Consider the following 22,460-nt stretch of genomic DNA (forward strand, 5'->3'; position numbering starts at 1 on the left):
CAGGAGGAAGGCGTGCAACAACCGATTACCGGGTTTCACCGTGACGCCGACGGCGACTGGGTCGCGGAGCTGGCCTGCGGCCACACCCAGCATGTGCGTGATCGCCCGCCCTGGAGCGAGCGCCCCTGGACACGCACCGCTGCGGGGCGCGCGGGCATGCTGGGCCAGCCCTTGAACTGCCCGCATTGCGAGCCACCCGGGCGCCATCCGTCGCCGTGACGGCACGCACCCAAGCACGGTGCGTTTTGGTTTACAATCCGCGTTTTACAGCCCATCAACGTCAAGGAAGGAACCAGGATGTCCATGTTCTCCAAAGCCCTCACCGCCACGGCACTGTGTGTTGCTTTCATCGGCCCCGCCCACGCCTTCGATCTGAAAGGCCTGACCGACTCCGCCAACAAGGCGGTCAGCGATGCCTCCGACAGAGCCAACAGCGCCACCGGCAAGGCACAGTCTTCCATTGATCAGGCCAGCGGCCAGTTCAAGGTGGCCGGCGATACCGCCTCTCTGGTCAGCCAGCTCACCGACCAGCTCGGCGTCACCAAGACCCAGGCCGCCGGTGGCACCGCGGCGCTGTTGTCGATGGCCAAGTCGAACCTGTCCGGCAATCAGTTCAGCGGCATCACCGACCAGGTATCCGGCCTCACCGGCCTGCTCGGCAGCGGCGAAAGCAGCGGTGGCGGCCTGGCCAGCTCGATCCTGGGCAACGTGCAAAGCCTGAAGGGTGTGCAGAGCGCGTTCAGCGCCCTGGGCATGAGCCCGGACATGATCGGCCAGTTCGCCCCGGTGATTCTCAAGTTCATGGGCAGCGAGGGCGTCGCCGGCAATCTGCTCGGCAGCCTGCAAAGCCTGTGGGCACCGGCGGCCTGAATCCGGTTTCCGGTGAGCGCGGCCGCGCTCACCGGCGTCTGACTTTCGTTGCCCTGCGCCGGTTCGCCCCGTTAAAGCCGGCGCGCAACCGCTCAGCGGCGTCGGCCCGAGCGACGTATTCCACGGTTTTCCCCACCCGATAGGGCGCCAGCACCTGCAATTTTTCCAGTCTGCGCAGGTCCGCCCGGGCGGTGTTCTCGGAAACATCGAACAGATTCTTTAATTGTTTCGCGGTAAAGCTGCTGCCCGGTTTTTTTAACGCTTGTCTGAGCAGCGAGCCCTGGCGGTAGTTGAGTTGACTCCCCAATCCCATGTCGGCCAGCCACGCCAGCAGCTCCAGGTACTCCTTGTGCTTGACCTTCACATACTCAAGAAAATCATCAATCGCGCGGCGGACAACGCCGAGCTGGTAAACAATGAAATAGGTCAGGTCCGCGTCGTCGGTTTCGGTGAACAGGTAAGCCTGGCCATACTGAATCGGCGCCGTCTTTAACAAAGAACTGATGGAAATGTACTCGAAGGTCCAATACCCGGCTTTCAGCATGTACCAATAAAACAGCGCCCGGGCCGTTCGCCCGTTGCCATCCACGAACGGGTGCTCGTAGCCCAGCATGAAGTGCAGAATCACAGCCTTTGCGGCGGGATGGATGAACGTGCGCCCGTCACGACCGTCGTGGTTATAATTGGCGAACCCGCAGAGCGCGTCGAGCCGGGCGGGAATCCGCTCAGCGTCCGGCGGCTGGTGCACCACGTCCCCGTCACGGTCCACCACCACCACATCGTCGCCCTGACGCGGCTCACCGGGGATCACACCGACACGATCCGTGCTCGCCGTGGCCAATTCATGAAAGCGAAAAATGAGGTCCAGTGACAACGGCTCGTCCCGGGCCCGCCTGACCTCCCGCATCAGCTGATAATTATTGAAAATCATCCGCTCATCTTCGTTACGCGGACGCCGCTCACGCACCAGCATTTCCCGGGCCACCTTGCGGGTGGTCGCCGCGCCCTCAAGCTGGGCGCTGGAGATCGCCTCCTCCATCATCAAGGTCTCGACCAGATACTGCTCACGCTCGCCCGGGCTGGAAAGGCCGGCCTCGGCGCCCTGCAAGGCAGGTGCGCAAAGCCGGTCAATCTGGTGCAGCACGCTCTCCGCCATATCGGTGACGCAAAACTGGAACGGCTGCCCCCCGGCGGTACTCAACGACAGCGGTTTCAGCAGATTACGGCGCGCCAGTTTGATCGCCGCCCACACCACCTCTTTATCGTGGGAGGCGGGCAGACGCCGGCGCAAATCGTGCCAATGCAGATAGCGCCCTTTTGCGTCGACGGCGCCATGGCGCTCTATTTCAGCCAATACAGCAGGCTGCTTTTCTTCTAAAATTCGTTTTAGGTCAGGGGGTTGGCTTATTTCTGCCATCTTCAACTCAATTTTCGTAAATTGAGTTATAAATACGCCGGCAGTGACTCGCCGTCAAGAAAACTCAAGGCGCCAGCGGCTCGGCGCCGTTCAAATAGCCCTCGGCGATCACCGCCGCCGCCATCGAATCCACTTTCGGGTCCGGGCCGCGGGTGCCGGTGCGCTCGCGAGCCTCGCGGGTGGAGAGCCGCTCATCGACCATCCAGACACGGGCGCCGAAGCGGCCGTGCAGCCGCCGGGCGAATTTACGGGCCCGCTCACTGGACGGGCTTTCGGTGCCGTCCATGTTGAGTGGCAGCCCCACCACCAGGCAATCGGGCCGCCATTCACGCAGCAGCGCGTCGATGCGGTCCCAATCCGGTTGGGTGTCCTTGCAGGGCAGGGCGGGCAACGGCGTGGCGGTGCCGAGCAGGTCGTTGCCGCTGGCGACACCGATTTTTTTGGTGCCGTAGTCGAAGGCGAGAATCATCACGGTGCGGGCTATCCGGCGAATTGAGGGGGAGAGGGGAACGGTGGCGGCGCGGCTCAGCCGTGGCCGACCTGGGTGGCGATCAGGCTCATGTCGACGCCGAGGCCGGCGGCGGCACTGCGCCAGCGCTGGCCAAAGGGCGTCTCCAGCACCAGCTCCGGGGTGGAGGGGACGCTGAGCCAGACGTTGTCCGCCAGCTCCCGTTCCAACTGACCCTGATCCCAGCCCGCGTAGCCCAGGCACACCAGGGTGGCGGCCGGGCCCTCGCCCAGGGCAATCGCTTCCAGGATGTCCCGGGAGGTGGTCAGGCACAGGCCGTCCGCCAGGGCGATGCTGGAATCCCAGCGGCGCGCGGTGGCGCGGTGCAGCACGAAGCCGGAATCTTGCTGGATCGGGCCGCCGGCCACCACCTGGTGGTGCTCGGAGGGCGGCACCTCCACGTTGATTTCCATGTCGGCGAGAATGTCGTTGATCGACAGCGCCACCGGACGGTTCAGCGTCAGCCCCATGGCGCCCTCCTCGCCGTGCTCCACCAGATAGGTCACGGTGTGCTCGAAGTCGGGGTCGTCCATCTGCGGCATGGCAATCAGCAGTTGATGTTTCAGTTGCGCTTGGTCCATGGCGACAGTATCCGGCTCCGGCGCGGGCAGGGCAAGCCGCACGCGGCCGGGCCCGGGCGGCGCCTGATCAGCGCGATGAAACGCGGCGGTTGGCGTCGAACTTCCAGGTGCGGATGATTTCCAGCACATCCATGTGCTCGCGCATTTCCGTGTCGAACGGTTCAAACGGCGCCGCCAGACGCACGCTTTGAATCGCCGCCTGATCCAGGAAATCGTGGCCGGAGGACTGCAGAAGGCGGATCTCGTTGATCTTGCCCTGGCGGTTCAGCGCCACCATCAGACGCACCGCCCCGAAGGTGTTGCTGGTCAGCGCCCGGGGCGGGAAATGCCGGGTGCCAGCGGCCTCCACCCGGCGACGGAAGCTGTCGATATACAGCGCTTCGTAATGGGCCTTGGCGGACACCGATGTCAGCCGCCGCACCCGGGGGCGCTTGGCATAGGCCTGCTTCTGCTCATCGAGACGCGCCTGCAGGCTGGCGATCTCGCGGCTGAGCTGATCGATGCTGTCGTGATCGGCGTGCCGGCGCGGGTCCGGCTCACGCTTGTCTTTTTGCTGGCTGGCGGTGGCGCGCTCGCTGGCCGCGCGGGTGACGATGATCTTCTGCCGGGTAACCGGCTGGGGGGCACGACTGGTGGGCTCTTCAAGCTGAACCCGGCGGGTGTCCGGGTCGCTGAACAGGGCCTGTTCCGGGGTGGTGAGTTCGCGCTTTTTGTCCTGGTCGCCGGCACCCTGCTGGTTGGCCTGGGCAATGAAATCCGCCTGATCGGGCCGTTGTTCAGAGCGATGCGCGGCCAGGGTCACTTCCAGGGTGTGCGGCGCGGCGCGGCGCGGCTCCGGCATGAAACCGACGCCAAACAGCAGGACGCCATGCACGGCGAGCGCCAGAAACAACGTAAAACCGAGCCGGTCGGCACTGGTAACCTGCGGTGCAGCCATGATCCTATTCCGGCTCTTGGGCCGGTCGCCCCAGAATGAATCCCACGAAACGGCGCCATTGTCCGCCGTTCGCCGGCGGGCCGCCACGACCCGCCGCGCATTTTGGCATGCCGACTCCGCTATTGCTGACGCAGCGAAAGCAGGGTATCGAACAATTGGCCGGCGATGTTAAGCCCGTAGATCTGGTCCAGTTCGCGCATGCAGGTGGGGCTGGTGACGTTGATCTCGGTGAGATAATCACCAATCACATCCAACCCGACAAAATACAAACCGCGCTCGCGCAACGTCGGGCCCACCTGTTCGCAGATCCAGCGATCACGGTCGGTGAGTTCGCGGCCCTCACCGGTGCCGCCGGCGGCCAGGTTACCCCGCAACTCACCCTTTTTCGGCACCCGGGCCAGGGCGTAGGGCACCGGCTCACCGTTGATCATCAGAATGCGTTTGTCCCCGGCGGTAATGTCCGGAATGTAGCGCTGCGCCATGATCGGCGTTTTGCCGTGCTCGGTGAGCACTTCGATGATCACGCTGAGGTTCGAGCTGCCCGGCTCGATGCGGAAAATATTGGAGCCGCCCATGCCGTCCAGGGGCTTCATCACAGCGTCACCGACTTCCTCTACAAACGCTCTGAGCAGATCGCCGCGACCGGACACCAGGGTCGGCACGCAGCATTGGGGGAAGTCGGTGGCGAACAGCTTCTCGTTACTGTCACGCACGCTGGCCGGCCGGTTCACCACCATCACGCCTTCGCGCTCGACCTTTTCCAGCAGGTAGGTGGCATAGACGTATTGCGCATTGAAGGGCGGGTCCTGGCGCATCAGGATCATGTCCAGGCTGGCCAGGTCGCGGGGCGCGGCCTCGCCCAGGGTGAACCAGTTCTGGTTGTCGTCGGCGACGCTCAGGTCGCGGGTCATGCCCGAGACCCGGCCTTCACGCATGAACAGGTCGGCGGGCTCCATGTAGTGGAGGCTCCAGCCACGGCGCTGCGCTTCCAGCAGCATGCCCAGGGTGGTGTCTTTCCAGGGCTTGATATGGTCGATGGGGTCCATAACCACGCCAACGTTAAGGCTCATCTTCACTCCACCGGAAACAGGGATGACGGGCCATGTTAACAGCGCTCTTAAGTGCCCGCTACGGGACCGTTTTCTCAACTCTCACAGGGCCTTATGGATTGATTGTAGAATCTATGTTAAAACCCCGGCTTGGGCTGATCCACCCAACGGAGCAACGGCACGGCGCCCCTCAGAGCGCTCGGCGGGCTGTTCCCGGCCCCGCCTATCGCAATATAAAAAAGGCTCATAATTACAATACTTTGCGGCCTGTAACGGTTCACGGCTAAAGGCAGTTCTCCATGACTGACAACTTCCAAGATCTCAAGGTGATGGTGATCGACGATTCCAAGACCATTCGTCGCACCGCGGAAACCTTGTTGAAAAAAGCGGGTTGTGAGGTGATCACCGCCACCGATGGGTTCGATGCGCTGGCCAAGATCGCTGATAGCAAGCCGAGCATAATCTTCGTGGACATCATGATGCCAAGGCTGGATGGCTATCAGACCTGCGCGCTGATCAAGAACAACAGCGCGTTCAAGGGAACCCCGGTGATCATGCTCTCCTCCAAGGATGGACTGTTCGACAAAGCCAAGGGGCGCATCGTAGGCTCCGACGAGTATCTGACCAAACCGTTTTCCAAGGACGAACTGCTCGGCGCGATCCGCCAGTATATGTAGCGGACGTGAACCAACGGCCGGCGCCCGGGTGGCCCGGCCACGCGCGGAGCCCGATGTCTGGAACGCGGGCAATGGCGGCGCACGGCTTGCCGGCGCGCGGCCACGGGCTTGCTCTCGCCGCGGTGCTCAAACCTGAAGAGGAAAAGATGGCACGCATTCTTATTGTCGATGATTCTCCCACCGAGACCTATAAGCTGCGGGAGATTCTGGAAAAGCATGGGCACCACGTGCTGGAGGCCGCCAATGGCGCCGACGGCGTGGCGATGGCCCGCTCCGAATTGCCGGATCTGGTGCTGATGGACGTGGTGATGCCGGGTTTGAATGGCTTCCAGGCCACCCGCCAGCTCACCAAGGGGGCGGACACCGCGCACATTCCCATTGTCATCGTCACCACCAAGGACCAGGAAACCGACCGGGTGTGGGGTAAGCGCCAGGGTGCCCGCGACTACCTGACCAAGCCGGTGGACGAAGACGTATTGCTAAAGACCGTCGAGCGCCAGCTCGCCGGCCAGTGAGAGCCCGAAGCCGATGAGCGTCACCGCCTCCGCCGCCTTTATCAAACTGGCGGATTATCTGGCGCGCTGCCGGGCCCGCGCCGCCGACCTGCCGATGCGCGAAGACGCCGTCCACTATTGGAGCGGCGTCGGTTTCACGCTGGAGGGCCGGCGCTTCGTGGCGCCGCTGGACGAGGTGGCGGAAATTCTGTCGGTGCCCGCCTATACGCGCATACCGGGGGTGCTGGGGTGGATGAAGGGGGTCGCCAATGTGCGCGGCCGCCTGATGACGGTAATGGATTTAAGCCGTTTTCTTGGCAAGGCATCGGACTTGCAAGAGAAACGGCGGCGGCTGCTGGTGCTGGATCGGGACGATCTTTACACCGGCGTGATCGTCGATGAAGTGCTTGGCATGCAGCACTTCCCGGCGGACGACCATGTCGCCACACCCACCGCCGGGGAGGAGCCGGATGTCGGCCCCTACCTGAGCGGCGGTTACCAGAGGGACGGGGAATACTGGTCCGTGTTCAGCCTTGCCAGGCTGGCGCAGGACCCGCGCTTTATGCAGGCGGCCCGCACCGGCTGAGGGCTTGGTCGCGCGGGGGACGCAGGGGAAATAAGAAAAGGGCCAAAACAAGGCCAGGAGCCAGACTATGAAGTTCATTCCGGGAAAGCTGTTGCGTGGGCGGGGGCGCGCGGGCAGCAATCCGCTCAACATCGCCTTATACATCGGGCTGGCCATTTTCGTGGCGCTGGCTTTGGTCAACTTTCTGCTCGCGGCGACGCGCGCCAACCAGGCCCAGGAAAACATTACCCGGACCTCGGAGATGCGCGTGGTCTCCCAGCAGATCGCCAAGAACGCCCTGGAGTCGGCGTCCGGTAACGCCGCCGCGTTCAAGTTGCTGGAGCGCTCCCGGTCGGATTTCCAAGGCGCCTGGGATGTGGTCAAGGAAGAGCCGGTCAGCCAGCCGGCGGTGAAGCAGCGCCTGCAGAAACTCTGGAACCAGGTGCGCGAGAACACCGATACCATCGTCACCGGCCAGGCCACCGTGCTTAAGCTGAACGAGGTCGCCGACTCCCTGGCGCAGGCGATTCCCCAGCTGCAATCCGAATACAAAGCGGTGGTGGAAATTCTGGTGGACAACCAGGCCGCCGCCGAGCAGGTCGCCTTTGCCCAGCGCCAGTCATGGCTGGCGGAGCGCATGCTGCGCTCCATCTCGCGAGTACTGGAGGGCGATGACAACGCGGTGATCGCCGCCGACAACTTCGGTCGCGACGCCACCGAGTTCAGCCGGGTGGTGCAGGGCATGCTCAATGGCGACGCCGCCATGGGCATCAATCAGGTCACCGACGTGGAAGCGCGCAAATACCTGAACCGGGTCGCCAAGCTGTCCGATGAATTCATCAACCAATCGGTCGGCGCGATTCTCGAAACCGCGCCGGAACTGTTCCAGGTTCGCAACGCCGCCGACGGCATTTTCACCACCTCCCAGGATCTTCTGCAGGAGTCTTCCAACCTCAACGAACAGTTCGAGCTCAACACCACCGGGCTGTTTCCGTCATTGTGGCTGGGCGCGGTGTGCTCGATCATCGCGGTGTTGCTGTTCTTCCTGATCATGCTGCAAGGCAACCGCGAAGCGGCGCGCCGCAAGGACGAGCTGGAAAGCGAGAACCAGCGTAACCAGGCGGCGATTCTGCGTCTGCTCGACGAGCTCGGCGATCTGGCGGACGGTGACTTGACCGTGGAAGCGACGGTGACCGAGGACTTCACCGGCGCCATCGCCGACTCCATCAACTATTCCATCGACCAGCTGCGCAGCCTGGTGCAAACGATCAACCACTCCGCCGTGCAGGTGGCCTCGGCCGCCCAGGAAACCCAGTCCACGGCCATGCACCTGGCGGAGGCCTCCGAGCACCAGGCCCAGGAGATCGCCGGCGCCTCGGCGGCGGTGAACGAAATGGCGGTGTCGATTGACCAGGTATCCGCCAACGCCGCCGAGTCCGCCGCGGTGGCGGAAAAAGCAGTGGCGATCGCCAACAAGGGCGCGGAAGTGGTGCAGGCCACCATCCACGGCATGGACACCATCCGCGAGCAGATTCAGGAAACCTCCAAGCGGATCAAACGCCTGGGTGAATCCTCCCAGGAGATTGGCGACATCGTGAGCCTGATTAACGACATCGCCGACCAGACCAACATTCTCGCTTTGAACGCCGCCATCCAGGCGTCCATGGCCGGGGAAGCGGGCCGTGGCTTCGCGGTGGTGGCCGATGAAGTGCAACGCCTGGCGGAACGCTCCGCCGCCGCCACCAAGCAGATCGAAACGCTGGTGAAGACGATTCAGACCGACACCAACGAGGCGGTGATTTCCATGGAAGCCACCACCGCCGAGGTGGTGAAAGGGGCGCGCCTGGCCCAGGACGCCGGTGTGGCGCTGGAAGAAATCGAAAACGTATCGAAAAACCTGGCGGACCTGATCCAGAACATTTCCAACGCGGCGCGCCAGCAGGCGGCGTCCGCGGGCCACATTTCCAACACCATGAACGTGATTCAGGAAATTACCTCGCAGACCTCCGCGGGCACCACCGCCACCGCCCGATCCATTGGCGATCTGGCGGAAATGGCCCAGGAAATGCGCAACTCGGTGGCCGGCTTCCGCCTGCCGGAACCCTCCTGAGCCGGCGTTGAGCCGACGCCGGGGATGACGCCATGGGTTTCGCCGTGACAGATCGCTGGTCGATCAAGAACACCCCTTCGATGAACGCCGAGCAATTTCAGTTGTGGCAGGCGTTGCTCGAGGAGCGCACCGGCATGACGCTGGCGCCTGAGCGCAAGCCGTTCCTGGAGACCAGCCTCAACATCCGCATGCGCGAACTGGGGCTGGAGGATTACGACACCTATTATCAGCAGTTGGTGGTGGGGGCCACCGAAGCGCGCGCCATGGAGTGGTCGATCCTGGTGGACCGGCTCACCGTGCAGGAAACCAGTTTCTTCCGCCATCCGGGTTCGTTCGCGCTGGTCGAGGATTACGTGTCCCAGTTCGCCCGTGAGCGCGCCGCCGGCACATCATTGAATGTCTGGAGCGTTGGCTGCTCCACCGGCGAGGAAGCCTATTCGCTGGCCATGCTGATCCATGAGCGTTTCGCCGAAAGCGACAAACAGCTGTTTTACGGCATCACCGGCACCGACATCAGCCTGCCGACCCTGTCCAAAGCGCGCCGCGGGTTGTTTGGCCGGCGCCGCGTGGAGCAGGTCGATCCGCTGCTGCGCGAGGCCTATTTTCAGCCCACCGACGCTCATACTCTGCAGGTCAATGCGGTGTTGCGTGAGCGGGTCTGTTTCGCGCACCTGAACGTGCTCAATCTGGACCAGGCGCCGATGGACGACATGGATCTGATTTTCTGCCAGAACATGCTGATCTACTTTCGCCGCTGGCGTAAGCGTCAAATCGTGACGCGGCTGGCGGACCGTCTGGCACCCGGGGGGTTATTGGTGCTGGGCCCGGGGGAGGTGACCGACTGGCACCACCCGGAACTGGAGCGGGTATCGTTTCCCGACACCCTGGCGTTCCGCCGCCGGGTATAACAAAAGTCCGGGGAGACTTTATGAGCAGCGACCGTCATGACTATCTGGCACTCGACTGGGTTCGCGGGGAGATTCAGGAGACGCTGAACCAGGCCCGCGCGGCCCTGGAAGCCTACGTGGAGAATCCGGAGGATTCCACGCGCATGCGCTTCTGCCAGACCCATCTGCATCAGGTCTATGGGACCCTCCAGATGGTCGAATTCTATGGCGCCGCCTTGCTCGCCGAAGAAATGGAGAAGCTCTCCCGGGCACTGCTGGAAGGCCGGGTCGGCAACGTCGCCGACGCTCAGGAAACGCTGATGCGCGCGATTCTGCAATTGCCGCCCTATCTGGATCGCGTCGCCAGCAGCCGCCGGGATCTGCCGGTGGTGTTGCTGCCCCTGCTCAACGATTTGCGCGCCGCCCGCGGCGAGGCGCTGCTGTCGGAAACCGCGCTGTTCAAGCCCGACATGCAACACGCCCGGGGCAGCGGCCAGGTGCCCGAACCGGTGCGCACCGACCCACGCTTCGACCAGCTCACCCGCAAGATCCGGCAGATGTTTCAACTGGCGCTGGTGGGGCTGGTGCGCGGCGAGGACATGCCCCGCGATCTGGCGTACATGCGCAAGGTGTTCGCCAAGCTGGAGCAGATCACCGGAGACGCCGCGCGGGCGCCGCTGTGGCGGGTCGCCGACGCTCTGGTGGAAGGCCTGCAACACGACAGCATCACCCTGGGTTCATCGGTGAAACAGATGCTCGGCCAGGTCGACCGCGCGCTGCGCGAACTGGCCGCCGACGGCGCCGACAGCCTCGACCGGCCGGCCCCGGCGGAGCTGATCAAGAACCTGCTCTATTACATCGCCAAAGCCGAACACAGCAGCCCGCGCATCGCCGAAGTGCGTGGCCGCTTCCGGCTCGACGAAGCGCTGCCCTCGGACGATCTGATCAACGCCGAACGGGAACGCATGAGCGGCCCGGACGCGCTCGCCATGAGTTCGGTGGTGGGCGCGCTCTCCGAGGAGATCACCAAGATCAAGGACGCCCTGGAACAGTTCGTCCACGATCCGCTCGCCCACACCGACAGCCTGGCGCCGCAAATCGGCCTGCTGAAACAGGTCTCCGACACCGTCGCCATGCTTGGCCTGGGCCAGCCGCGCACCCTGGTGGACGAACAGATCACGGTGATCGAAGAGATGGTTTCCGGGCGCCGGCCGGCCCAACGCGATGTGCTGATGGACGTGGCCGGCGCGCTGCTTTACGTGGAAGCCACCCTGGCTGGCATCGGCGGCGACGCGCGCCGGCCGGCCCCGGCCCATGGCGCCGACCTGCCCAGCCATGTCGGCCAGGCCATGGACGCGGTGCTGCGCGAATGCCGCGCCGGTCTGGAAGAGGCCAAGGACGGCATCGTCGAATTCATCGCCTCGCACTGGAACCGGGAACACCTGCGGCCGGTGCCGGCGCGCCTGACCACCGTGCGCGGCGGCCTGGAGGTGGTGCAACTGGACAAACCCGCGCGCGTGCTGAGCCAATGCGTGCGCTACATCGAAGAGCGCCTGCTGGAACCCGGCGAGCAACCGGATTGGCGCAGCCTGGACACGCTCGCCGATGCGATCACCTCGGTGGAATACTATTTAGAGCGGCTCAGCGATGACCCGCGCACCCGCGATGACGTGCTTGAGCTGGCCCACGCCAGCGTCGCCAGCCTGGGTTATCCGATCCACGACGAGCACAACGACGCCTTGGCGGCGCCCGCCGATCACAACGCCGCCGCCGCCGCGCCACCGGAAGCCCTCCCGCCGGCGGAGGTCGCCGCCGAAGAGGACGACGATCTTATCGACGCGGAGATCATCGACATCTTCGTCGAAGAGGCCGGCGAGGTACTCGGCGCCCTGGATCAGTTCTTTCCGCGCTGGGCCGGCAACACCAGTGACGAAACCGCTCTGATCGAATTCCGGCGCGCCTTCCACACCCTCAAGGGCTCCGGGCGCATGGTCGGCGCCACCACCGTGGCGGAACTGGCCTGGGCGGTGGAAAACATGATGAACCGGGTGATCGATCGCAGTATCGAGCCCGGCTCTCAACTGATCGAGCTGGTGCGCGCGGTGCACGGGTTGGTGCCCGCCCTGGTCACCGCGTTCGCCCAACGTCAGCCGCCGCCCTGGGACGTGACGCCACTGAGTGACGCCGCCGACACCCTGGCGCGCGGCGAAGCGCTGGCGGACATTCCCCGGGTGGGCGAGCCAGCCACACCGGCGGAGTCGACCGAGCGCGGCCCGACCGAACGCGGCCCGACCGAACATGATCCGCTCGCCGATCTGGATCACCTGGAGTTTGAAATTCCAGCGGTGGTGGGCCACGGCGACGGCGACGCCCCCCACCCCGGCGCCGAGGGCATCGACCCGGTGCTGCTGGACATTTTCCGCAGCGAGGCGCGCCACAATCTTAGCCTGGTCACCGAGTGGCTCGATGGCCTGGACACCGACCTCGCCGAACACCGGGTCGATGATCAGGTGCACCGCGCCTTGCACACGCTCAAGGGCAGTGCCCGCATGGCCGAGATCGAGCCGCTGGCGGAACTCGCCGAACCGGCCGAACGGCTGGTCAAGGAACTGATCAATGGCGGCGCCCGCGCCAACCGCGCCACCGTGGCTCTGATCCGCGACACCGTGGCGCAGCTCGACGAGGGGCTGAACACCCTGGACCAGGGTGCGCTCACCGACCTGCCCGGCGCGGCGGCGCTGATTGAACGGCTGCACGCCGAGCGGGCCGCGCTCGGTCAGCATCAGGAGGGCGCCGACCCGCACATTCTTTCGGTGTTCCTGTCCGAAGGCATGGACCTGATCATCGATGCCGACAACCTGCTGGAACAATGGGCCGCCCAACCCAGCCACACGGTGGAGTTGGCGCGCCTGCGCGACGAGCTGGAGCTGCTCGGCGGCAGCGCCCGCACCGCGCGGCTGGATGAAATTCATGGCCTGGCGATGGCCCTGGCAAGCTGCTATTCGGCGGTCAACCAGGATCGTCTGCGCTTTAGCGACCAGTTGCTGGAACTGGTGCGCGAAGGCCATGAAGCGCTGATGAACATGATGGACTGCCTGGCCGCCGGCCAGACCGTGCGCGCCGAACTGGGCCTGGTGGACGCGCTGCGCGATCTGGCGGAAACGCCGGCCGCGCCGGCCAACAGCGGCGCCAGCGATGGCCCCGGCGACCTGGACCCGGCCCTGGTCGCGCTGTTCCTGGAAGAGGCGGAAGAGCTGATGCTCTCCGCCAGTGAACACCTGAGCGCCTGGGAGCACGGCGAAAGCGGCAGCCTCGGCGCCCTGCAGCGTGCCCTGCACACGCTCAAGAGCGGCGCCCGCATGGCCGGCGTCACCGCGGTGGCGGGGCTCGCCCATGAGCTGGAAAACCGCTACGAGCTGGCCGCCGCCCCGGATCAGCCCCATCCGGCCCCGTCCCGATTCGACGCTTTGCATCGCGGCCACGATCGGCTCGCCGACATGCTCGACACCCTGCGTGAGGGCCATGCGCCGGCGCCCGCGCCGGAGGTGATCGAAGTGCTGCGCCGGGACAGCGCCGGCGACGCCAGCCACGAGCGTGATCCAGAGCTGGTGGCGATCTTCCTGGAAGAAGCCCACGACATCCTGGAATCCGCCGGTGCCAGCCTCGACCAATGGATGGCGGAACCGGACAACAGCCTGGAATTGCAGTCGTTGCAACGCGACCTGCACACGCTGAAAGGCGGCGCCCGGATGGCCGAGATCACCGCGCTCGGGGACCTCGGCCATGAGCTTGAGACCCTCTATGAAGCGCTCGGCCTGAACCGGGTGGCGGTGGCGCCAACGTTGAACGATCTGCTGCATCGTTGCCACGACCGCCTGGCGGAGATGGTCGAGGCGGTGGAAGCGGGCGACGAGCCAAGCGGCGCCGAGGACCTGATCGCCAGCGTGCATCAGTACCTGCGTGACCCGGCCGCCTTCGCGCCGGCGATCAGCGTGGCTCCGCGACCCGGTTCCGAACCGGCTCCCGAACCGGCCCCCAAAATGGCCACCGAGCCGGCCAACAATCCCGCCCCCGGGCCTTCGCCCGTCAGCGCTGAAAGCGGCGACCCACAACCGGGTGACGACGGCGCGCCGGCCGACGCCGCGCCGGCCGACGGCCAGACCACCGCGCTTCCCGACGAATTGGACCCGGAAATCCTGGATGTCTTTCTGGAGGAATCCGACGAACTCACCGAGGTGATCGACACCTGCCTGGTGGGCTGGCGCGACCAGCCCGACAGCCGCGCCTACAGCGACGATCTGATGCGCGCCCTGCACACCCTGAAAGGCGGCGCCCGGCTTTCCGGGCTGGAGCGGCTGGGCGACCAGAGCCACCGCTTCGAGACCCTGCTCACCGAGCTGGAAAGCGAGCGGCGCGCCCCGGACGACCAGGAATTTCAAAGCCTGTTCGCCGCCCTGGACGGCCTTAACGAAACCCTTGCCGCGCTGCGCCGCGCGGTCGCCGCGCAGCCGGCGCCGGCGCTTACTCCGGTGGTCGCGGACCAGCCGCAACCGGCGCCGCGCGACGAACGTCGCGCCAACCACCAGGCGCAACCCCAGGAGATGGTGCGGGTCGGCGCGGACGTGCTCGAAGCCCTGGTCAATCTGGCCGGCGAAACCTCCATCAACCGCAGCCGGGTGGAACAAAGCATCAGCGAGTTTGGTTTCAACGTGGCCGAGATGAGCGCCACCGTCACGCGCTTGTACGAGCAGTTGCGCCGGCTGGACGTGGAAACCGAAGCGCAGATTCTTTCCAACTACCAACAGGGCGTGGACCGCGGCGTGTTCGACGACCGCTTCGACCCCCTGGAAATGGACCAGTACTCCGAGCTGCACCAGATCACCAAACAGCTTTCGGAATCGGCCTCGGACCTTCTCGATCTGAAAAACACCCTGCTGGATCGCACCCGCGACACGGAAACCCTGCTGCTGCAGCAACAACGCATCAACACCGAGCTGCAGGAAAAGCTGATGCGAACCCGCATGGTGCCGTTCTCGCGGCTGGTGCCCCGGCTGCGGCGCATCGTGCGCCAGGTGTCCGGCGAAGTGGGCAAGCGCGTCAGTTTCGACGTGATCAACCCGGACGGCGAACTGGACCGCACGCTGATGGAGCGGGTGGTGGCGCCGCTGGAACACATGCTGCGCAACGCCGTTGACCACGGCATTGAGAGCCCCCAGGCACGCCAGGGCGCCGGCAAGGACGGCGACGGCCGGATCAGCCTGGAACTGACCCGTGAGGGCGGCGAAGTGGTGATCACCCTGGCCGACGACGGCGGTGGCATTGACATCGCGGCGGTGCGTCACAAGGCGATCGAGCGCGGGCTGCTGGCCGGCGACGCGGACATTTCCGATCAGGAAGTGCAGCAGTTCATTTTCCACGCCGGCTTCTCCACCGCCAGCCAGGTCACCCAACTTTCCGGTCGCGGCGTGGGCATGGATGTGGTCGCCAGTGAAATCAAGCAACTGGGCGGCTCGGTGATGATCGAGTCGCGGCCCGGCCACGGCACCCGTTTCATGATCCGGTTGCCGTTCACCCTGGCGATGAACCGGGCACTGATGGTGAAGGTCGGTGAAGACAGCTACGCGATCCCGTTGAACCAGATCGAGGGCATCGTGCGCGCCAGCCCATTTGAACTGGCCGAGCATTTCGACGGCGAGCAACCCGGCGATTACCGCTACGCCGGACAACGCTACGAGCTGAGCTATTTGGGCCGCTTCGTCCACGACGTGGCGCGCCCGCACCTGGAAAACCAGACCCAGCCGCTGCCGGTGCTGTTGATCCGCAGCGCCGATCACAGCGTGGCGCTGGTGGTGGACAGCCTGATCGGCTCCCGCGAGGTGGTGGTGAAGTCGGTGGGCCCGCAACTGGCCAGCGTCGCCGGCATCAGTGGCGCCACCATTCTCGGCGACGGCGCGGTGGTGATTATTCTCGACATCCATTCGTTGATTCGCGCGGCGCATGTGCAGCGTTCCGCGCCCGACCGCGACGACCTGCCGGCGCTGAGCGCGCCGGAACCACGGGACAACGAGCGCACCGCGCCGGTGGTGATGGTGGTGGACGACTCGGTGACGGTGCGCAAGGTGACCAGCCGGCTGCTCGAGCGCAGCGGCTTCGAAGTGCTCACCGCCAAGGACGGCATCGACGCCATCGCCGCCCTGGAGGAACACACTCCGGACGCGCTGTTGCTGGACATCGAAATGCCCCGCATGGACGGTTTCGAAGTGGCCACCCATGTGCGCCACGACGAACGCCTGAAGGCGGTGCCGATCATCATGATCACCTCGCGCACCGGCGAAAAGCACCGTGACCGCGCCTTCGACATCGGCGTTAACTGCTACATGGGCAAACCGTTCCAGGAAAGCGAATTGCTCGCCACCCTGCGTGAATTGCTTGGCGAGACCCACGAGGCCGGCCACTGATGGCCGCGCCCGGCCGGGTGGGCGTGATCGCCGACGACCCCCTGCAAGGGCATTTGCTCGCCGCCGCCATCAAGGGCCAGGGTTACCAGGTGGTGGTGTGCACCGACCCGGACAGCCTGGAACCACGCTGGCTGGGTGACAACGCTCTGGATCTGTGGGTGGTGGATCTGTCCCGCGAGGACCGTTGGCAACGTTTTCTCGATCACCTGCTGGAGCAGGCGGTGGCGCCTTTACTGTTTTGCGACGGCCAGGCGCCGGCACGCACCGCGCCCCATTACCCGCGCTGGGAACGCCGCCTGTTGAGCAAACTGGTGGATTACATCGGCCGCCCGGCGCAGCAGGAAAAACTGGAAACGGTGAGCACCACGGCGGCCGCCACGCCACTGCCGGCGCCCCGGGAATTCCAGGCGCTTGCCGATGACGCCGCCACCCGGGTCTGGGTGTTGGGCGCCAGCCTGGGCGGGCCGGCGGCGGTGAAGCTGTTTCTCGACAGCCTGCCCGCGCACCTGCCGGTGGCGTTCGTGCTCGCCCAGCACATCGACGACGGCTTTCTGGACACCCTCCGCCAGGTGCTCGGCCGGCACAGCCGGGTGCGCTGCGAAGTGGGCACCGACGGCAGCCGATTGCGCCACGGCCGGCTGCTGATCGCCCCGGTCACCCAAGCGATTGGTTTCAACCGCGACGGCCGGGTGCGCGCCACCGGCCAGCCCTGGGAAGGCCCCTACGCCCCCAGCATCGACCAACTGCTTGGCAATGTGGCGGAGGGCTTTGGTGTCTGTCACGGCGCCATTGTGTTTTCCGGCATGGGCAACGACGGCGCCATCGCGGCTCCCCGGCTGGCCGCCAATGGCACCGCCATCTGGGCGCAGTCGGCGTCGAGCTGCGCGGTCAGCAGCCAGCCCGATGCCGTGCGTGAAACCGGCTGCGTCGGTTACAGTGGCACTCCGGAACAGCTGGCCCGTCAATTGGTGGAACAGGTCCGCCTGGAAGTGGCCGCCGTGCCGGCCCCCCGATAACTCTTGCAAGGAAAGCGGCATGTCCGACGCTCCGATTCCCGACGACATTCCCAGCCTGCTGATTCCGATGAACGGGCGGCCCTGGCTGATTCCCAATATCGTGGTGGCCGAGGTGATTCCACTGCGTCACCCGGACCGCCCCGGCCATGGCCCGGAATGGCTGCTCGGCTGGTTGAGCTGGCGAGAACAGGATCTGCCGCTGATCTCGTTCGAAAAACTCAATGAATCCGGGCCGGTGACGATTGGCCAGAACGCCCGCATCGCGGTGATCAACACGGTGGCCGGGCAACAACGTTTCTACGCGGTGGTGGTACAGGGCATTCCGCGCCTGCTGCGCGTCAACCGGGACGATCCGGTGGAAGAACCCGGCGATACCGGCCCGGCGGAAGCGATGTACGTGCAGGTGGGCGGCGACCTGGCGGTGATTCCGGATCTGGACGCCCTGGAGCGCGTGGTGGCGGGCCTGAATAGCGGGCGGCTGAGCGACGGTGCGTCATGACCGACTGGGCGCGTCTTGAGCAACTGGCGGCGGAACGGCCCCACGACGGCCAACGGTATCTGAATCGCTATCCGACCCCGGACCACGGCCTGGCCGACTTTCTGCGCTGGCAACGGCAAAGCCGGGGCCGCTTCGCCGCGCCGATGTCTTTCCCGCTGCGGCGCCCGGACCCGGTGGAACTGGCCAGCCCGGCGCCCCAACCACGTTTCACCTGGATCGGCCACGCCACCTATCTGATCCAGTATCGCGGCTGGAACCTGCTCACCGACCCGGTGTTCTCCGAGCGCTGCTCGCCGGTCTCGTTCCTCGGCCCCAAGCGCACCGTGGCGCCCGCGCTGACGGTCGATGAGCTGCCCACCATCGACGCCGTGCTGGTGTCCCACAACCATTACGATCACCTCGACAAAGACGCCGTGGCGGCCCTCAACCACCGTTTTGGCGACCGCCTTACCTGGTTCGCGCCCCAGGGCGTGGGCGCCTGGCTGCGGCGCCGTAAAGTCGCCCGAGTGGTGGAGCTGAGCTGGTGGCAACATCAACGTCACCGCGAAGTAGACGCCTTCTGCCTGCCCGCTCAGCACTTTAGCGGCCGCGGCCCCCGTGACCGGAATCGTACACTTTGGTGTTCCTGGCGCTTGAACTGGCCGGACTTCAGTCTATTCTTCGCAGGCGATACCGGGTACGCACCGGTGTTCGGCGAAATCGGTGAGGTGTTGGGCCCGGTGGACGTGGCGCTGTTGCCGATCGGCGCCTACCAGCCACGCTGGTTCATGGCGCCGGTGCACGTCGACCCCGCCGAGGCGGTGCGCATTCATCGGGACCTGGATGCGCGGCATTCCCTGGCGATGCACTGGGGCACCTTCGTGCTCACCGATGAGCCCATGGACGAACCGCCCCAGGCACTGGCCCGGGCGCTGGCCGACCAGGGGGTTCCGGCGCGGGCCTTTCGCGTGCCCGGCCATGGGCAAACACTGACCCTGCCAGTGGGCGCGCAATGACGCCGCGCCGGTCACCGCCAGCGGGCGCCACCCGTGTTACGGTTAGCGCATCAGGATTTGGAGGAACACTCTCGAATGTCGTCACGGCTACGCGGACAACGCCTGTGGTGGTTGATGCGATGCCTTGCCTGGCTGCCGCTGCCGGTGGCCACCGGCATTGGCGCGCTGGTCGGTGAGCTACTGACCCGCATCCCCCTGCGCTACGCCAAGGCTTACCGGGTGATACTGATCAATTTGCTCGCCACCCACCCGGACCTCAGCCTCGATGACGCCCGCCGCATCGGCCGGCGCAGCATGCGCGAACTGGGCCGTTCGCTGACCGAGTTTTCCCACGTCTGGAATCGCCCGGTGGAGCAGACCCTGGCCCGCATCGCCGCGATCCAGGGCGAACAGGGCTATCTGAAAGCCTGCGCCGACCCGAGCCGCCCGGTGCTGTTGTTGTCGCTGCACCACGGCAGTTGGGAAACCATCAGCCTCTACCTGGGTCGGCAGGGCAACACCACCGTGATGTATCAGCCGCACCCGGCCACGCTGGTGGATGCGGTGGTCAAGTCAGCCCGCGAGCGCACCGGCTGCCGTCTGGTTCCCACCAACAGCCAGGGCGTCAAGGAAGGGTTGGCGACGATGCGCAGCGGCGGCACCCTGGCAATGCTGGCGGACCATAATCCCGGCAACCGCAGCAATCCTTACATCCCGTTCTTCGGTCATCCGGTGCCGTCGCCCGCGCTGGTGGACAAACTGGTTCAGCGCTATCGGCCACGGGTTTTCGTGGTGTCCTGCTACCGGGGTCCGAAAGGAGTAAAGGATATCCGCCTTCTCTTCGAGCCCGCTCCGCAAATCGAAACCGCCGAAGGGCGCGACGGCGTGTTGAGTGCCCTGAACCGGGAGCTGGAGACGTGCATCCACCGCAACCCCAGCCAGTACCAGTGGACCTACAAACGCTTCAAGTGGCGCCCCGGCGGCCGCCGGCTCTGGTATCGGCAATCCTATTCGTTACTGAAACGGGCGGCGCGCGGCGAGAGCCGGGAAGCGCTGGGGCTGGCGCCCAGGGGCACCGACACCGCACCCCCGGAGCAAGAGTCGGAACAGAAATCGTATTGATTTAACGCGCCCTCCGGCGGCGTCCGCGGGTTGGTTTCTCAACCCGCCCCTTACCAGCGATAGCTTATCTTCGCCGTGATCCTGCGCCCCGGATTGTAATAATCGGCGGTACCGGAATTGACCACGTACTGCTTATCGAACAGGTTGCTGACATTAACGGTCAGCTCGGTGTTTCTGACCACCTGGTAGCCAAAGGCGGCATCAAAAAGCGTGGCCGCCTCGCCTTTTGACGTGTTGTCGGCATTAAAGTAATAGGCACCGACGTAGCGCGCGCCAATACCAAAACTCATCCCGGTATCCGGCAGGGTATAATGCGTCCACAGGGACGCCGTTTGTTCCGGTGCCGTGGCGAACTGATTTCCGGTGATGGAGGTGCCATCGCTCAGCGTGCCGCGAATCACCTCCTGGTCCATATAGGAATAGCCACCGGTCAGACTCAGGTTGTCGGTCAACTCCGTTTTGGCTTCCAGGTCGACGCCGCGCACCCGGGATTTGCCCACGGTCTCCGACTCGATGGAGCCGTCATCCTGCACCACACGGATACTCTCGTTTTCTTTTTTCAGCTCGTAGACGGCCGCCGAGAACAGCGCATTCATTCCCTCCGGCGCATACTTCGCACCCAGCTCCTGCTGCTTGCCACGTTCCGGCTTAACGCCGATGGTCGGTGGCGCGATCGACTCCACATAGCTGAAATAGGTGGAAAATTCGTTGTTGAATTTGTAGGTCAGCGCCCCCCGGTAGGAGGTTTCCGACACATCATCGGTTTCCGTGGTGCCGGCGATCAGATCCTTGCTGGAAAGATCCATGCTGTCATTGCGAATCCCGGCGGTGACGATGACACGGTCATAGAAGGACAGATTCTGCGTCAGGAAGACCGAGCGGGTGATGTTGTCCTGGTCATTGGCGCTGTAGGGCGCCAGCGCAACCGGAGCACCGCTGTAAACCGGGTCGGCGACATCAATCGGGCTCGCCAGACCGTAGGAGGAAATACCCTTGCTGGAGGAATCCAGATACTCAACGCCCCCCAGCGTACTGCTATCAATCGGCCCGAAGCTGGCGTCGTATTGCAAAATGGCGTTGCCGATCAGCTGATGGGAATCGATGTCGGAGCCCAGGCCATAACGGTCCAGCGTGGTGCCTTGTCGGCTGGCGGAATCGGCCAAATACACGTAACCGTAGTCGTCGGTCAGATCGCTGTAGCGCAGGTTGCCGTGGAAGGTCAGCCCGTTACTGAAGTCATGGGTGAGCAGCCCGGTAATATTGGTGCGTTCGACATCGTGATAATTGAAATCCGGTTCGCCAAAGAAGTCGCTGCGATCGTATTCCTTATCGAAGGGGTAACCGCCACTGTTGGGCGTGTCGTCACGCTTTAAATAATCCAGGATCACGGTCGCCGAGGTGTAATCCGTTGGCTCCCAGGTCAAGCCCCCCATGAAAAGCTGATTGTTATTCTTGGAGTGATCGTACTCACGATCACCATCCGTGACCTTTCCGGTAAAGCGGTACGCCAGGGTCTCGTTATCGTCCAGGACACCGCCTGTATCAAGGCCGGCTTCCTTTTGATTGAACGAACCATAGCCCAGGTAGCCTTCGCCAAAACGCTTGAACTTTGGCCGCTTACTGACAAAATTCACCGACCCCCCCGGGTCCGCCGGGCCGAACAGCGTGGAGTTGGCGCCACGCAGTACTTCCACGCGTTCGTAGGCATAGGGGTCCTCGCGAACGCCACGCATTGAGCCGAGCGTCATCCCATCCCGATAGGTGGTCGCCTGGAAGCCGCGAATCTTGAAGTAATCATTACGGTCATCGCTACCCCAAAAACCGGCAAGAACCCCGGGCGTGTACTGCAGCACCTCTTCGGTGGTGGTGGCGTTTCGCTGCTTGATTTCCTTTTCCGTGATCACTGACACGGAGGCGGGCGTGTCGGCGATACTGGTGGCCACCTTGCCGCCCACGGAAAGCTCCCGGGCAACCGTGGAGTTGGCGTCATCGTCCGGCACTTCCACGTGAGTGTTCACCAGGATGGGGGCGAGACGGTAGGTCTGTTGGTTCGCCGGGTCACCGCCACCGGCCTGTTGCGCGGTGCCGATCATGGGAGCGGCCATTAAGGTCGCGCCGCAGAGAAGTGTGGTCGCGGCCCGATGCCCGCGTCGCGCACGCACAGTGCGCGGGTTACCCTGATTGCAATTTCCGCCAGCCATTTAACGATCCCCATTATGCTGTTCCACGGACGCGGGCAACCCCGACATGCCGCGCCAAAAGCAACCGCTCCCGACCCGCTCGTCCTGTGGTTTGT

18 protein-coding genes are annotated in these 22,460 nt (G+C 64.7%); 12 read left to right on the forward strand and 6 right to left on the reverse strand.

Annotated elements, in window-relative coordinates:
* Positions 1 to 12 precede the first annotated feature (12 nt).
* Both CGS25_RS00595 and CGS25_RS00600 read left to right on the forward strand, forming a co-directional pair.
* Positions 13 to 219: a DUF3565 domain-containing protein gene (locus CGS25_RS00595; protein ID WP_089033945.1), complete on the forward strand. Its 207-nt coding sequence runs from the start codon at positions 13 to 15 to the stop codon at positions 217 to 219.
* Between the two features lie 78 nt (positions 220 to 297).
* Entirely contained in the window at positions 298 to 870 is a 573-nt protein-coding gene (locus CGS25_RS00600) for a DUF2780 domain-containing protein (RefSeq protein WP_101674223.1), read from the forward strand.
* A 28-nt stretch (positions 871 to 898) separates the two neighbouring features.
* Here CGS25_RS00600 and CGS25_RS00605 read toward each other — a convergent pair whose 3' ends face one another.
* The 5 genes from CGS25_RS00605 to gshB form a co-directional block, all read right to left on the reverse strand.
* Positions 899 to 2,287: a Fic family protein gene (locus CGS25_RS00605; RefSeq protein WP_101674224.1), complete on the reverse strand. Its 1,389-nt coding sequence runs from the start codon at positions 2,285 to 2,287 to the stop codon at positions 899 to 901.
* A gap of 64 nt (positions 2,288 to 2,351) precedes the next feature.
* Positions 2,352 to 2,756 (reverse strand): Holliday junction resolvase RuvX, encoded by a 405-nt coding sequence (gene ruvX / locus CGS25_RS00610; protein WP_101674225.1) that lies wholly within the window; start codon positions 2,754 to 2,756, stop codon positions 2,352 to 2,354.
* Positions 2,757 to 2,812: 56 nt separating this feature from the next.
* The gene (locus tag CGS25_RS00615; RefSeq protein WP_089033941.1) at positions 2,813 to 3,376 is read right to left on the reverse strand and encodes a YqgE/AlgH family protein; all 564 of its coding nucleotides are present in this window, start codon (positions 3,374 to 3,376) and stop codon (positions 2,813 to 2,815) included.
* Positions 3,377 to 3,443: 67 nt separating this feature from the next.
* Positions 3,444 to 4,313 (reverse strand): energy transducer TonB, encoded by an 870-nt coding sequence (locus CGS25_RS00620; protein WP_101674226.1) that lies wholly within the window; start codon positions 4,311 to 4,313, stop codon positions 3,444 to 3,446.
* 119 nt (positions 4,314 to 4,432) lie between these two features.
* Positions 4,433 to 5,383, reverse strand: coding sequence for a glutathione synthase (gshB, locus tag CGS25_RS00625; protein ID WP_101674227.1), 951 nt, complete (start codon positions 5,381 to 5,383; stop codon positions 4,433 to 4,435).
* 278 nt (positions 5,384 to 5,661) lie between these two features.
* On the opposite strand from gshB, the gene pilG reads away from it, so the two are divergent.
* From pilG to CGS25_RS00675, 10 genes are all read left to right on the forward strand, one after another.
* On the forward strand, positions 5,662 to 6,039 hold the full coding sequence (gene pilG, locus CGS25_RS00630; protein ID WP_089033938.1) for a twitching motility response regulator PilG: 378 nt from the start codon (positions 5,662 to 5,664) through the stop codon (positions 6,037 to 6,039).
* Positions 6,040 to 6,185: 146 nt separating this feature from the next.
* Complete coding sequence (gene pilH / locus CGS25_RS00635) at positions 6,186 to 6,554, forward strand: twitching motility response regulator PilH (RefSeq protein WP_089034638.1); 369 nt, start codon at positions 6,186 to 6,188, stop codon at positions 6,552 to 6,554.
* Positions 6,555 to 6,567: 13 nt separating this feature from the next.
* Complete coding sequence (locus tag CGS25_RS00640; protein ID WP_089033937.1) at positions 6,568 to 7,119, forward strand: chemotaxis protein CheW; 552 nt, start codon at positions 6,568 to 6,570, stop codon at positions 7,117 to 7,119.
* 67 nt (positions 7,120 to 7,186) lie between these two features.
* The gene (locus CGS25_RS00645; protein ID WP_101674228.1) at positions 7,187 to 9,208 is read left to right on the forward strand and encodes a methyl-accepting chemotaxis protein; all 2,022 of its coding nucleotides are present in this window, start codon (positions 7,187 to 7,189) and stop codon (positions 9,206 to 9,208) included.
* Between the two features lie 32 nt (positions 9,209 to 9,240).
* Entirely contained in the window at positions 9,241 to 10,116 is an 876-nt protein-coding gene (locus CGS25_RS00650) for a CheR family methyltransferase (protein WP_089033935.1), read from the forward strand.
* A gap of 20 nt (positions 10,117 to 10,136) precedes the next feature.
* Positions 10,137 to 16,553, forward strand: coding sequence for an Hpt domain-containing protein (locus tag CGS25_RS00655; protein WP_101674229.1), 6,417 nt, complete (start codon positions 10,137 to 10,139; stop codon positions 16,551 to 16,553).
* Positions 16,553 to 17,569, forward strand: coding sequence for a chemotaxis protein CheB (locus CGS25_RS00660; RefSeq protein ID WP_089033933.1), 1,017 nt, complete (start codon positions 16,553 to 16,555; stop codon positions 17,567 to 17,569). The genes CGS25_RS00655 and CGS25_RS00660 overlap by 1 nt, the downstream gene beginning before the upstream one ends.
* Before the next feature lie 19 nt (positions 17,570 to 17,588).
* Entirely contained in the window at positions 17,589 to 18,068 is a 480-nt protein-coding gene (locus CGS25_RS00665) for a chemotaxis protein CheW (protein ID WP_089033932.1), read from the forward strand.
* Positions 18,065 to 19,063: an MBL fold metallo-hydrolase gene (locus CGS25_RS00670; protein WP_101674230.1), complete on the forward strand. Its 999-nt coding sequence runs from the start codon at positions 18,065 to 18,067 to the stop codon at positions 19,061 to 19,063. Before CGS25_RS00665 ends, CGS25_RS00670 begins: the two co-directional genes overlap by 4 nt.
* Positions 19,064 to 19,138: 75 nt before the next feature.
* Positions 19,139 to 20,164 carry a lysophospholipid acyltransferase family protein gene (locus tag CGS25_RS00675; RefSeq protein WP_101674231.1) on the forward strand — a complete coding sequence of 342 codons (1,026 nt, stop codon included), beginning with the start codon at positions 19,139 to 19,141 and terminating at the stop codon, positions 20,162 to 20,164.
* 50 nt (positions 20,165 to 20,214) lie between these two features.
* Here CGS25_RS00675 and CGS25_RS00680 read toward each other — a convergent pair whose 3' ends face one another.
* Complete coding sequence (locus CGS25_RS00680) at positions 20,215 to 22,269, reverse strand: TonB-dependent siderophore receptor (RefSeq protein ID WP_101674232.1); 2,055 nt, start codon at positions 22,267 to 22,269, stop codon at positions 20,215 to 20,217.
* Positions 22,270 to 22,460 lie beyond the last annotated feature (191 nt).

Origin of the sequence: Alloalcanivorax mobilis, from assembly GCF_002864685.1 — a bacterium.
GTDB lineage: Bacteria > Pseudomonadota > Gammaproteobacteria > Pseudomonadales > Alcanivoracaceae > Alloalcanivorax > Alloalcanivorax mobilis.

Coding starts and splice junctions, on each gene's coding strand:
- CGS25_RS00600 (WP_101674223.1), top strand. CDS start 298: ATGTCCATGTTCTCCAAAGCCCTCACCGCCACGGCACTGTGTGTTGCT.
- CGS25_RS00605 (WP_101674224.1), bottom strand. CDS start 2,287: ATGGCAGAAATAAGCCAACCCCCTGACCTAAAACGAATTTTAGAAGAA.
- ruvX (WP_101674225.1), bottom strand. CDS start 2,756: ATGATTCTCGCCTTCGACTACGGCACCAAAAAAATCGGTGTCGCCAGC.
- CGS25_RS00615 (WP_089033941.1), bottom strand. CDS start 3,376: ATGGACCAAGCGCAACTGAAACATCAACTGCTGATTGCCATGCCGCAG.
- CGS25_RS00620 (WP_101674226.1), bottom strand. CDS start 4,313: ATGGCTGCACCGCAGGTTACCAGTGCCGACCGGCTCGGTTTTACGTTG.
- gshB (WP_101674227.1), bottom strand. CDS start 5,383: ATGAGCCTTAACGTTGGCGTGGTTATGGACCCCATCGACCATATCAAG.
- pilG (WP_089033938.1), top strand. CDS start 5,662: ATGACTGACAACTTCCAAGATCTCAAGGTGATGGTGATCGACGATTCC.
- pilH (WP_089034638.1), top strand. CDS start 6,186: ATGGCACGCATTCTTATTGTCGATGATTCTCCCACCGAGACCTATAAG.
- CGS25_RS00640 (WP_089033937.1), top strand. CDS start 6,568: ATGAGCGTCACCGCCTCCGCCGCCTTTATCAAACTGGCGGATTATCTG.
- CGS25_RS00645 (WP_101674228.1), top strand. CDS start 7,187: ATGAAGTTCATTCCGGGAAAGCTGTTGCGTGGGCGGGGGCGCGCGGGC.
- CGS25_RS00650 (WP_089033935.1), top strand. CDS start 9,241: ATGGGTTTCGCCGTGACAGATCGCTGGTCGATCAAGAACACCCCTTCG.
- CGS25_RS00655 (WP_101674229.1), top strand. CDS start 10,137: ATGAGCAGCGACCGTCATGACTATCTGGCACTCGACTGGGTTCGCGGG.
- CGS25_RS00660 (WP_089033933.1), top strand. CDS start 16,553: ATGGCCGCGCCCGGCCGGGTGGGCGTGATCGCCGACGACCCCCTGCAA.
- CGS25_RS00665 (WP_089033932.1), top strand. CDS start 17,589: ATGTCCGACGCTCCGATTCCCGACGACATTCCCAGCCTGCTGATTCCG.
- CGS25_RS00670 (WP_101674230.1), top strand. CDS start 18,065: ATGACCGACTGGGCGCGTCTTGAGCAACTGGCGGCGGAACGGCCCCAC.
- CGS25_RS00675 (WP_101674231.1), top strand. CDS start 19,139: ATGTCGTCACGGCTACGCGGACAACGCCTGTGGTGGTTGATGCGATGC.
- CGS25_RS00680 (WP_101674232.1), bottom strand. CDS start 22,269: ATGGCCGCTCCCATGATCGGCACCGCGCAACAGGCCGGTGGCGGTGAC.